7 protein-coding genes are annotated in these 12,386 nt (G+C 67.1%); 5 read left to right on the plus strand and 2 right to left on the minus strand.

What is annotated here, in order from left to right; translation table 11 throughout:
• Positions 1-163: 163 nt before the first annotated feature.
• Positions 164-391, minus strand: coding sequence for an acyl-CoA carboxylase subunit epsilon (locus QFZ23_RS07740; RefSeq protein WP_306921846.1), 228 nt, complete (start codon positions 389-391; stop codon positions 164-166).
• Positions 388-1,971 carry an acyl-CoA carboxylase subunit beta gene (locus tag QFZ23_RS07745; RefSeq protein ID WP_306921848.1) on the minus strand — a complete coding sequence of 528 codons (1,584 nt, stop codon included), beginning with the start codon at positions 1,969-1,971 and terminating at the stop codon, positions 388-390. The genes QFZ23_RS07740 and QFZ23_RS07745 overlap by 4 nt, the downstream gene beginning before the upstream one ends.
• Positions 1,972-2,201: 230 nt before the next feature.
• Here QFZ23_RS07745 and QFZ23_RS07750 point away from each other — a divergent pair, with 230 nt between their 5' ends.
• From QFZ23_RS07750 to QFZ23_RS07770, 5 genes are all read left to right on the plus strand, one after another.
• The gene (locus QFZ23_RS07750; protein ID WP_306921850.1) at positions 2,202-3,104 is read left to right on the plus strand and encodes an SDR family oxidoreductase; all 903 of its coding nucleotides are present in this window, start codon (positions 2,202-2,204) and stop codon (positions 3,102-3,104) included.
• A gap of 129 nt (positions 3,105-3,233) precedes the next feature.
• Complete coding sequence (locus QFZ23_RS07755; RefSeq protein ID WP_306921851.1) at positions 3,234-4,250, plus strand: biotin--[acetyl-CoA-carboxylase] ligase; 1,017 nt, start codon at positions 3,234-3,236, stop codon at positions 4,248-4,250.
• Positions 4,243-4,842: a PH domain-containing protein gene (locus QFZ23_RS07760; RefSeq protein ID WP_306921852.1), complete on the plus strand. Its 600-nt coding sequence runs from the start codon at positions 4,243-4,245 to the stop codon at positions 4,840-4,842. Before QFZ23_RS07755 ends, QFZ23_RS07760 begins: the two co-directional genes overlap by 8 nt.
• On the plus strand, positions 4,832-6,010 hold the full coding sequence (locus tag QFZ23_RS07765) for an adenylate/guanylate cyclase domain-containing protein (protein ID WP_306921854.1): 1,179 nt from the start codon (positions 4,832-4,834) through the stop codon (positions 6,008-6,010). Before QFZ23_RS07760 ends, QFZ23_RS07765 begins: the two co-directional genes overlap by 11 nt.
• A 230-nt stretch (positions 6,011-6,240) precedes the next feature.
• Positions 6,241-12,345 (plus strand): Ig-like domain-containing protein, encoded by a 6,105-nt coding sequence (locus QFZ23_RS07770; RefSeq protein ID WP_306921857.1) that lies wholly within the window; start codon positions 6,241-6,243, stop codon positions 12,343-12,345.
• Positions 12,346-12,386: the final 41 nt, after the last annotated feature.

The following is a 12,386-nucleotide window of genomic DNA, read 5'->3' on the forward strand; positions in this document are numbered from 1 at the left end:
CGGTTATGAAAGACTCACTGAACTATTCAGTAGCAGGGGCCTCCGCCGCCTGGGCCCACGCCGCCGAGGGGCCCAAATCGAGCTTGCGAGATTGGGGAGGCAGCGGGGAGGTTTCCTGGCCGAGCGAAGCGAGGTTTCCTTAGGGAGGCGGTGGGGACGGACCCTAGCCCCGGCTTCGCTTCCAGGCTCCCGGACCCGGTGTCGGCTCCAGCCGCAGCTGCTGGCGCCGCACCCAGTGCCGCGTGCTCGGCTTCGCTGGGCCGTCCGCTGCGGCGGGACCCAGGGAAAGCACGACGGCGGTAAGCGCCGCCAGCTCCTCGGGCGTCGGTTCGCCCTTGGTAACGGAGAACAGGGTTTCGGCCGGCCCAACCGCCGGATTCCGGGCGCTCACAGCGGGATGTTCCCGTGCTTCTTCGTGGGCAGGCTCGCACGCTTGTCGCGCAGCGCCCGCAGTCCCTTGATGATCTGCAGCCTGGTGTCCGAGGGCGCGATGACGGCGTCGACGTAGCCCAGCTCTGCGGCCTGGTACGGGTTGAGCAGCTCTTCCTCATACTGCCGGATGACGTCGGCGCGCTTGGCCTCCACGTCGCCCCCGGCCTCGGCAACGGCGGCGAGGTCGCGCCGGTAGAGGATGTTGACGGCGCCCTGTGCGCCCATCACGCCGATCTGGGCGGTGGGCCACGCGAGGTTCAGGTCAGCCCCGAGCTTCTTGGAGCCCATCACAATGTAGGCGCCGCCATAGGCCTTGCGGGTGATCACGGTCAGCTTGGGCACGGTGGCTTCGGCATAGGCGTAGAGGAGCTTGGCTCCGCGGCGGATGATGCCCTGGAACTCCTGGTCCTTGCCCGGCAGGAAGCCGGGAACATCGACAAGCGTGATGATCGGAATGCTGAAGGCGTCGCAGTGGCGGACGAAGCGGGCCGCCTTTTCGGACGCCGAGATGTCCAGGGTGCCGGCGAACTGCAGCGGCTGGTTGGCCACGATCCCCACCGTGTGGCCTTCGACGCGGCCGTAGCCGATGATCACGTTCGGAGCGTACAGCGACTGCATCTCCAGGAAGTGGGCGTCATCGACGATCTGTTCGATGACCTTGCGCATGTCGTAGGGCTGGTTCGCGGAGTCCGGGACCAGCGTGTCCAGTGTGAGGTCGTCGTCGTCGAGCTCCAGCTCCTGCTGGTGCTCCTGCACCGGCGCCTCGGAGAGGTTGTTGGAGGGCAGGAAGTCCAGCAGTTCGCGGACGAACTCGATGGCGTCGGCCTCGTCGGAGGCCAGGTAGGTGGACGTGCCGGTGGTCGCGTTGTGCTGCCGGGCGCCGCCGAGGGTCTCCATGTCCACGTCCTCGCCGGTGACCGTCTTGATGACGTCGGGGCCGGTGATGAACATGTGCGAAGTCTTGTCCACCATGACCACATAGTCGGTCAGCGCGGGGGAGTAGGCTGCGCCGCCGGCGCACGGGCCCATGATGAGGGAGATCTGGGGCACCACGCCGGAAGCGTGGACGTTGTTGCGGAAGATGTCCGCGAACATGGCCAGCGAGGCAACACCCTCCTGGATCCGGGCGCCACCGCCGTCGTTGATGCCCACCACCGGGCAGCCGTTGCGCAGCGCGAACTCTTGGACCTTCACGATCTTTTCGCCGTTGACCTGGCTCAGGGAGCCGCCGTAGACGCTGAAGTCCTGGCTGTAGAGGGCCACGAGCCGGCCGTCCACGGTTCCGTAACCCGACACGACGCCGTCACCGAGCGGTTTCTTCTTCTCCATGCCGAAGGCGGTGGAGCGGTGGACCGCAAGGGCGTCGAACTCCACGAAGGAGCCTTCGTCCACGAGCAGGTCGATGCGCTCGCGGGCGGTGTTCTTGCCGCGCGCATGCTGCTTCTCGATGGCTTCAGGGCCGGACGGCTGCTCAGCACGGGCCTGGCGGTCGCGGAAATCGGCAATCTTTCCCGCCGTCGTGGTCAGATCGTGGCTCATGAAGTGTCTCCGGCTCTGTAGCTGTTGTGCTGTGGCTGTTCTGCTGCGGCAGCGTAACGCGGGCCCTGGCTGCCGGTTTAAGTAGCATCCGTACAAATCCAAAGCCCTGATGGCTAGTCTAGTGACGCAAATTCCCGGGACCGCTGTAGGGTTCCTACAATTTTCGTTCGTGGCGTCGCCGGAAGCGCGGATGTTACTCACGGGTAACAAATTGCGGCTAGAGTGTCCCTATGACTTCGAGCAGCGACGCTTACCCAGTTCCGGCTACGCCGTACCGGGCCACCGGCAGCCTTCGGGGCCGGACCATCCTGATGTCCGGGGGCAGCCGCGGCATCGGCCTGGCGATCGCCCGGCGGGCGGCGCGCGACGGCGCCAATGTGGTGCTGCTCGCCAAAACCGGCGAGCCGCACGCAAAGCTCGAGGGTACCGTCTACAGCGCCGCCGAAGAACTGGAGGCCGCCGGCGGCAGCGCCCTGCCTTTGGTGGGGGACGTCCGGAACGACGACGACGTCGCGCGCGCCGTGGACGCCGCCGTCGGCCGCTTTGGGGGAATCGACGTCGTCATCAACAACGCCTCCGCGATCGACCTCTCGCGGACCGACGCAGTGGACATGAAGCGCTACGACCTCATGCAGGACGTCAACGTCCGCGGCACGTTCCTGCTCTCCAAACTGGCATTGCCGGCGCTGCGCAAGTCCTCCGGCGGCCACATCCTCACGCTCTCGCCGCCCCTGAACCTCGACCCGAAGTGGGCGGGCAGGCATCTGGCGTACACCATGGCCAAGTACGGCATGAGCCTGACCACGCTGGGCCTGGCGGAGGAGCTCAGGAACGACCGCATCTGCGTCAACTCGCTGTGGCCGCGGACGCTGATCGATACGGCAGCCATCCGGAACATGGCCGGCGGTGAGGCAATGGTCCGGGCGGCCCGCGGTCCGGAGATCATGGCCGACGCCGCCCATGCCGTGCTCACGGGGGCCGCGGACCGGACGGGCAGTAGTACCGCTGAAGGCACCAACACCGGCAACTTCTATACGGACGAGCACGTCCTGGCCGCCGCCGGAGTCACGGATTTCCGGCCCTACAGCCTGGGGGCTGCCGAAGCAGACCTCGTCCAGGACATCTTCCTGTGAGCCGGCACCTCCTGTGGGCGGCATTATTCCGTGGGCCGTATCTTCCGATTAGCTGGCATCTTCCTGTGAGCCGGCCTCTGACCGAGGCTTTCCCGGCCGCGCGGCCCGGCGAGTCGCTAGGATTCAACTATGGATGCCGCACGCCCTGACGATAGCCGTGAACCGCAGGAGAATCTCAGCGGAGCGAAGGGCCTGCCCGACCGGCCGCCTCTGGACCGGGACGCCCTGTCCGACGCCAACTTCCTCGCCGGCACCGGCATCGCGCAGCTGACGGTCGTGGAGACAACCGGGTCCACCAACGCCGACCTTCTGCGGGCCGTGGCCGTCGACCCCAAGGCCTGGCCGGACCTGGCAGTCCTGACGGCGGAGCATCAGACTGCCGCCCGCGGACGCCTGGACCGCGCCTGGGAGGCGCCCGCCCGCAGCTCCGTGCTGGTCTCGCTGGTGCTGCGGCCCGTCAATGCTGACGGCCGCCCCCTGCCCACCCAGACCTACTCATGGCTTTCCCTTCTGGCCGCCGTCGCGCTGCGCGACGCCCTGGATGGGACAGCGGGCATTCCCGCTGAGCTGAAGTGGCCGAACGATGTCCTGGTGCGCGGCGGGAAAATTGCCGGCATCCTCGCCCAGCTCGGCCCCCTGGGCGACGGCTCGGTGCCGCCTGTCATCCTCGGCACGGGTCTGAACGTCACGCTCACCGAGGACGAGTTGCCGGTGCCCACAGCCACGTCCGTCCAGCTGGAAGGTGGCGGAACGGTGGACCGCACCGCGCTGCTGAAGAGCTACCTGTCCCGTTTTTGCACGCTGTACCGCAGCTTCTGCAACGCCGACGGCGACGCCACGGCCGGTCTTGCCGGCGGGCCGTCGCTGCACAAGCGCGTCGAAACGGCGATGGTCACCCTGGGCCAGCAGGTCCGCGCCCAGCTGCCGGGCGACCACGAAATCATCGGCCACGCTTCCCGGCTTGATGACTCGGGGTCCCTGCTGGTGGTGGATGCCTCTGCCCATGAGCACGTGGTGACTGCGGGGGACGTGGTCCACCTGCGGCCGTGGTCGCCGGAGACGTCTGCCAAAAACGCCTCTGACAAGCTCAGCTCCGGGAGGCACAGCTCTGATAAGCAGGGGTCCGGCGAAAGCGGTTATGCGTAAAGAACTCCTCCCGGGCGAGCAGGTCATCGTGGTGACCCGCCCGCAGCCCAGGGTGCTGTTCCTCCCGGCGGTGGTTTTCATTGTGGTGCCCGCCCTGGCTGCATTTGCGAGCGCGTGGATTATCCGCGGCGGCCTGTCCGCGCTGGCCCCTGCCATCACCAGGGAATGGACTTTTTGGGCGGTGGCCGGCTGCGTGCTTGCCGGCCTGTGGATCCTGTTGGGGTACTGCCTGCCCCGGCTGCTGCGGTGGCAGACCACAAGGTATTTCCTGACCAGCCAGCGGGTCCTGGCGCGCTACGGCATGCTCCGGCGCCGGGACCGGCAGGTTTTCCTGGTCTCAGTGCGTAATGTCACAATCAGCCAGTCGATGCTCCAGCGGATGTTGCGTTCGGGGAATATATCCTTGGATGCCGGGCACCATTTCGGCACCGTGCTGAAGGATGTGCCGGAAGTTGCCACCTTCCACAGGTTCTTGCTGGATGCCCTTGAAGAGCTTCCGGATGACGAACCATTTGGATTGGGTCAGGCGCCGGATGAGCCCGGCGCCCGGTTTCCGCGGGATGTGAGAGAAGGTGGAAGAGATGAACGATGAGGATCAGCGCGGCGGCCAGGAGGCAGGCACCCATGAGGCCGGCACAGTCGAGGCCGGCGGCGCGCAGGGCACCGGTCACCGGGAGGTGACGGACGCCGTCGTCGGAAATCCGGCCACCGGTACCCTGTCCGCGGAACGAATCGCGGCAAAATCCCTCGAGGCAAGGCTTCTGGGCGGGGAACGCAAGCTGCGCCGGCGCGAGGTAGCGGGCGGCGTTGGCCTGTCGCTGCTCTCGGCGCGCAAGCTGTGGCGTGCACTGGGCTTCCCCAACTTCGGTGACGACGACGTCGCCTTCACCGAACGCGACCAGGCCGCCCTGTCCACGGCTGTGGGCATGGTCCGGGCCGGAATGCTCACCGAGGAGGCCGCCATCTCGGTGACCCGTGCCATCGGGCAGATGACGGACCGCATGGTGGTGTGGCAGATCGAGGCCCTGGTCGAGGACATGGTGCACGAACAGGGGCTTACGGACGCCCAGGCCCGCAAGCGCCTTGTCCATGAGCTGCCCGCGCTGGTGGACCCCCTCGAGGAGATGCTCGTCTATTCCTGGCGGCGCCAGCTCAACGCCGGCGTGCAGCGGCTCGCCGTCCGTGCTGAAGCCGGCCTGCAGGCCAGCGAGGAAGGCCGCGAGGGTGACGAGGACGACGCCCCGCTTCCCCTGGCGCGTGCCGTGGGCTTCGCCGATCTGGTGTCCTACACGAGCCTTTCCCGGCGGATGAACGAGAAGACGCTCGCCAAGCTGGTGCAGCGGTTCGAGAACAAGTGCGCGGAGATCATCTCGGTGGGCGGCGGCCGGCTGGTGAAAACCGTGGGCGACGAAGTCCTCTACATCGCCGAGACCCCGGCAGCGGGCGCCGAAATCTCCCTTGCCCTGGCCGAGGCCTTCACCCGGGACGAAATCCTGCCCGAGGCCCGTGTTGCCATGGTCTGGGGACGGATCCTCTCCCGCCTTGGCGACATCTACGGGCCCACCGTAAACCTTGCTGCCCGCCTCACCACACTCGCCGATCCGGGGACCGTGCTGGTCGATTCGATGACCGCGGCAGCGCTGGACCAGGACGAGCGGTTCGTGCTGATTCCGCAGGACGTGGAGAACGTCCGGGGATTCGGGGAGATCCAGCCGGTGACCCTGGCACGGGGACGGGGCAAGGGCCTGGTCCTGGACTAGTGGGCAGTCCTCCCCATCGCCCGGGCCGGACTGCGCGGGTAGGCTGACGGGGTAACGGATGGCCATAGGGCTGTTCTTGGACAAGCCGCCGGTGCCCATGTAATAGTCGAGACTCAGAATTGTTCCGGCGTCTCTATGGGGGAGTGGCGGAATGTCACCGGCCCGTGATGAACATCAGGGGCTAGTAAGCCGCGCTCAGGCGGCTGTGATTTCAGGGGAATAATAACGCTGTGTCAACTTTGTTCGGCAGGCTGGGGCTGAGGAAACGCCGCAACAAGATCGTCACCGGAACCGTCTTTTCCGCTGCGGCTGCGGCACTGGTGGCCGGTGCTGTGATCTACCCGGGGTTCAAGACAACCGAGGTTGACCTTAACGACGGCGGCGTCTGGGTGGTCAGCAAGGCCCGCAACGCCGTCGGCCGGCTCAACTACCCCTCGCGGGTCCTTGACGGTGCCGTGACCCCGGCCAGCACCACGTTCGATGTCCTGCAGAATGCCGGCAAGGTGTTCGTCGACGACGAATCCGGCGCCACCCTGAACCAGGTGTCCGCCGCCAATATGCGGCTGGGCGGCGACAAGAGGCTTCCCGGTACGGCACAGGTGAGCTTCGGCGCCGACGTCATCTCGGTCACCGACCCTTCCGCCGGCAAGATGTGGGCCATGTCCCCGTCAACCGTTAACGCCTTCGACGAGGAGTCCAGCGAGCCCGCCGTGTCGGGATCCCCGGGTCTCGTGTCCGCCGTCGGCCCGGATGACCGGATCTACTCGGCTGATCCGAAGACGGGGCAGGTCACTGTGACCACGGTGGACGCCGCTGGGGCAGCCACCGACACCGAGCACAGCACGTGGGACGGGCTGAAGGGCGCCGGGGACCTCCAGCTCGCCGTCGTGGGGGACCAGCCTGTGGTCCTGGATGCAGCCGCAGGAAAACTGTTCCTGCCCGGCGGGCGCGAAGTGCCGCTGGCCGACGCGCGGGAGGCGAAGCTCCAGCAGTCAGGCCCGGCGTCAGACTCCGTGGCCGTGGCCACCAGCAAAGCACTCCTCAAACAGCCGCTGAACGGATCCGCCGCGAAGACCGTGACGTTCGGTGGCCAGGGGGTGCCGGCAGCGCCGGTGCAGCTGGGCGGCTGCGTCCACGCAGCATGGTCCGGGGCGAACAAGTACGTCCGGGACTGCGCCAATGACTCGGACAACAAAAACGTGGCCGTGCCCAAAGCCAGTGCGTCGCCCCGCTACGTGTTCCGCGTCAACCGGGACGTGGTGGTTTTGAACGACGTGAACTCGGGAAACGTGTGGCTGGTCAACCAGAACATGCAGTTGGTCAACAACTGGGACGACGTTGTCCCGTCCAAGAACCAGGCTGACGACCCCGATGAGGAGTCGGCCGACGACAACACCATCAACGTTCTGCCGGACCGCACCAAACCGAACCGTCCCCCGGAAACGAAACCCGACGTCGTCGGCGTCCGGCCGGGGCGAACCACTGTCCTGAGCGTCCTCGACAACGACTCCGACCCCGACGGCGACGTGCTGACCGCGTCACTCAGTGCGGAAGGCCCGCAGGCCGGCAGCATTGAAAGCATCTACGGCGGGTCCGCCTTCCAGATCACGGTACCGGCCGACGCCGCACCGGGGACAGAGACCTTCGACTACACCGCGGCGGACGGCCGCGGCCTGTCCGCCGGCGGCAAGGTAAGCCTGAGCGTCGTGGGGGCGGACGAGAACCGGCCCCCGGCCTTCAAGCGCGGCGACCCCACCACACTCCTCGTGGAGCAGGGCAAGACGGTCAGCCAGAACATCCTCACCGACTGGGCCGATCCCGACGGCGACGACCTCGTCCTGATGTCAGCCACCGCCGACAACGAACAGGACCAGGTCAAGGTCCGCCGCGACGGTCTGCTCACGTACCAGGACTCCGGCGCCTCGGCCGGCAAGAAAAGTGTCACCGTGACCGTCTGGGACGGCCGCGCCACCACAACGGGAAAGGTGGCGGTCAACGTCCAGCCGCCGGGAGCGCTCGCTCCCGTGGTCAACGCCGACCACGTCACGGCGGTGGTGGGCCAGGACTTGGTCATCGCGCCGTTGAAGAACGACGTCGATCCCAACGGCGGCGCCTTGCGCCTCGCCCAGGTGGAAGCCAGCGGAGCTGCAGAACTGGGACCTGTCACCGACGGCGGCACCTTCACCTTCCGCAGCCGGACCCCGGGCCCGGTCTACCTGACGTACCTCGCCAGCAATGGACCGCAAAGCAGCCAGGGCCTCATCCGGGTGGATGTGGAATCCGGCAAGGACTCGGGAAATCCCGTCGCCGTCCATGACGTGGCACTCCTGCCGGTGGGCGGCAGCGTGCTGCTGGACCCGCTGGCCAACGACTCGGACCCCTCCGGGGGCGTCCTGGTCCTGCAGTCCGTCGCGGTGCCGGAGAACGCCACGGCGTCGGTGAGCGTGATCGACCACAGCGTCCTGCGGATCACCGACATCGCGGGCACCAAGGACCCCTTCCTGTTCCGCTACACGATGTCCAACGGCAAATCTTCCGCCACGGGAAGCGTCTCGGTGGTGCCTGTCCCCGCCCCGGCTGTGGTGGAGGCGCCGCAGCCCAAACCCGATGAGGTCAACGTCCGCGTCAATGACGTCGTGACCGTCCCGGTGCTGGACAATGACACCCACCCGCAGGGCGAAAAGCTGACTGTAGACCCACTCCTGCCGCAGGCCGTCCCGGCGGAGGACGGCAAGAGCTTCGTCTCGGAGAACACCCTCCGGTTCATCGCCGGGAGCCAGCCCAAGACCGTGCGCGCCATCTACAACGCGGTGGACCCGCAGGGCCAGAAGAGCGCCGCCGCCGTCACCATCCACATCCTGCCGCTGGAGGGCGCCGAAAACTCCCGCCCGCAGCCCCAAAACCTGACGGCTCGGGTGGTGGCGGCCGGCACGGTGCGCATTCCGGTGCCGCTGGACGGCATTGACCCCGACGGTGACTCCGTCCAGCTGACCGGCATCGACAGCACGCCCGGCATGGGCACCGCGACGGCGGGCAGCAACTTCATCGACTTCGTCGCGGCCGGAAACGGCGCCGGAACCGATACGTTCCGCTACAAGGTCGTGGACCGGCAGGGCGCCGTAAACACCGGCACCGTTACCGTGGGCATCGCACCCCGCAGCGACACCAACCAGAAGCCCACTCCCGTGGACGACCAGGTCAAGGTCCGGCCCGGGCGGCAGATCGCCGTCGATGCTGCCGGCAACGACACCGATCCGGACGGGGACCTGATTCGGATCCTCACCGACGGCATCGAGGCCGATGCCGCGCTGAAAGCCACGGTCAGCAGGCAAAGCGGCCGCATCCTGCTGCAGGCTCCGGCCACGGAAGGTACCGTCAACGTCCGCTACACCGTGGCCGACGAACGCGGAGCCTCCGCGCAGGCAGCCATCAGGATGGTGGTGGACAGCAACGTCCCGCTGCAGGCACCGATCGCCCGGGATGACCGGGTGACCTCCGCGCAGACGCTCGGTAAAACCGCCGTCGACGTCCCCGTCCTCAAGAACGACGAGGACCCTGACGGCGTGGGCGAGAACCTCAAGGTCAGCAGCGCCGCCGAGACCGCGCGCCCGGGGCCGGACGGCAACATGATCGTCGGGCTGACCGAGCAGCCACAGCTGGTGCCCTACACGGTTGAGGACGTCGACGGCCAGAAGTCGACGGCGATCATCTGGGTGCCGGGCCTGGGCCAGCAGGTTCCCACCCTGGCCAAGGATGAGGTCCTCGAAGTGGTCGCCGGCCAGTCTGTGACCGCAGACCTCGCCGAATGGGTCAAGGTGCGGGACGGCCGTTCGCCCCGGCTGACCCAGACCGACCGGATCAAGCTCATCGGTGCGGACGGCAGCAATCCGGTGGCCGGCAACGGTTCCGCCGTCAAGTACACGGCGGACAGGGACTACGTGGGCCCGGGGTCCATCACCTTCGAGGTGACGGACGGCTCGGGCCCGGACGACCCCGCCGGCCTCAAATCCACGCTGAGCATCCGCACCAAGGTGTTGCCAGACCCCAACCGCAACAACCCGCCGGTGCTGCTCGGCGGCTCGGTGGATGTTCCGCTGGGTGACTCCGCCGCGGCCGACCTGGCCAAACTGACCACCGACCCGGATGGCGACGACGCCGCGAACATGAAGTACGAGATCGCCGGCGCAGTTCCCCAGGGCTTCAACGTGGCCATCGACGGCGCGTCTCTCAAAGTCTCGGCGAAGGACGGCGTGAGGACCGGTGACGGGGGCGCCGTGCAGGTGAAGGCGAAGGACCCGCGCGGCCTTGAATCCACCGCCACGTTCCGGCTCGCAGTTACGGCAACCAACCGGGCCAAGCCCGTCGCCAACGACGACGTGGAGGAAAATGCCGCCGCGGGCAAGCCCATGACAGTCAAGGTGATGGCGAATGATGCCAACCCGTTCCCGGATTCCCCGCTGAAAATCATCGGCGTCGCCACCGAAACGGGCCAGGGCACTGCCGCCATCAGCGGCGACGCGGTGACGGTCACGCCGTCGGCCGGGTTCTCCGGCACCCTGATTGTGTCCTACACCGTGGGGGACAAGACCGATGACTCGTCCCGGTACGCCACCGCCCGCATCCGACTCACCGTCAAGGACGAGCCTCTCGCCCCGACCACGCCGCAGGCGCAGAGCGTTGGCGACCGTACGGCGCTGCTGAACTGGACGGCGCCGGCGGATCGGGGATCACCCATCACCAAGTACACGGTGTACGGCGAGGGCGGCTTCAAGCAGGACTGCCCGGCCAACTCGTGCACGCTGAACAACCTGGTGAACAACACCAGGTACCACTTCCAGGTGACGGCCACGAACGACTTCGGCGAGTCCGGCAGGTCACCGGTTTCGGCCGAGGTCCGGCCCGACGTCAAGCCCGAGATGCCGCTGGCCCCCGCGCTGAAGTTCGGCGATAAGCAGCTCTCCGTTGCCTGGAAGGCACCGGCAAGCAAGGGTTCGCCGGTCAAGTCCTACGATCTGGAAATCTCGCCAGCACCCAGCGGCCAGAACCCGCAGATCCAGAACCTGACGTCCACCAGCTACGTCTGGAAGGGCCTTACCAACGGGGTCGCCTACAAGGTACGCGTCCTCGCCCGCAACGATGCGAAGGACCCCTCGGAGTGGAGCACCTACTCCGCTGCCGAGGTGCCGGCCGGCGTGCCTGTGACGCCGGCAGCCCCCACCGCGGCTGGGGCCGGCCCTGTGGGCAGCCAGTCCCAGCTGAACGTCAGCTGGCCAGCTCCGGACAACAATGGCGATGCAGTCTCGGCCTACACTCTGACCACGCTGCGCGGCGGATCGGTGGTCAAGAGCCAAAAGGTGACTTCCGGAACGTCCCTGAACGTCACGGTGGACAACTCCGAAGCGGACTACGCGTTCACTGTTTCCGCCACGAACAAAGCCGGCACGTCCGGGACCAGCGCCCAGTCCGCGCCGATCCGGGCCGCCGGCAAGCCGGGTACCGTGAGCGGCGGCACCGTCCATGCGCCGGGAAACACCGGCCAGCTGAAGGTCACCTTCACGCCGTTGACCCAGGCCCAGCGAAACGGATCGCAGGCATCGGAGATTGGCTACCGCTGGTCCACTGCCTACGGTTCCGGTCCGATTAACGCCCCGGGCGGCACCATCTACGGGCAGCCGAACGGCAAGAACATCACGGTCAACATCATTGCCTTCTCCACCAAGAACAACATTTCCGGTGACGGCAAGGCCATTGGCTCGGCCGTGCCGTATGGGGCGCCCGCATCTCCGGTGGTTACCGGCGAGGCGTCAGCCAAGGGGGACCCTCAGGTTCACTGGACATGGAATAAGCCTTACGACAACGGGCGCGTAATCAACCGCTACGAAGTCAACTTTGATGGCACAGGATTCCGGTCGGTGGGTCTGGACCGGCAGTACAGCCGCAACGCCGGAGGCTGGAACCAAAGGCATACCCTTCAGGTCCGTGCATGCAACGGCACCGACGGGGACAAGGACTGCGGACAGCCGGGCTCGGCAGCTGCCACGTCAGGCGCAGATCCCACGCCGCCGCTGACAGAAGTCAGGGTCAAGCAGAGTGACAACAACAGCTGCCCTGGCAAGCCCGGCGTCCCGGACCGCTACAACGCTGCGACGCGCAGCTGCGGTGGCAGCGACGCCAACTGGGTGTCCTACTCCGACGGCTGGATCCCCACAACCTGCTGGGCGGACATCTACAACAACGGCAGCCGGTGGTACCTGATGGACGGCGGGCCTCACAAAGGCTGGTACGTCAAGGGCGTCACCGTCGACATCCGGGGCCCCGGCGTGGGCCAGTGCTGACCGTGCCGGGCCACCGCCTGCTGAGAACGAATATGCCTGGA

It is taken from the genome of Arthrobacter globiformis (assembly GCF_030818015.1).
Taxonomy (GTDB): domain Bacteria; phylum Actinomycetota; class Actinomycetes; order Actinomycetales; family Micrococcaceae; genus Arthrobacter; species Arthrobacter globiformis_C.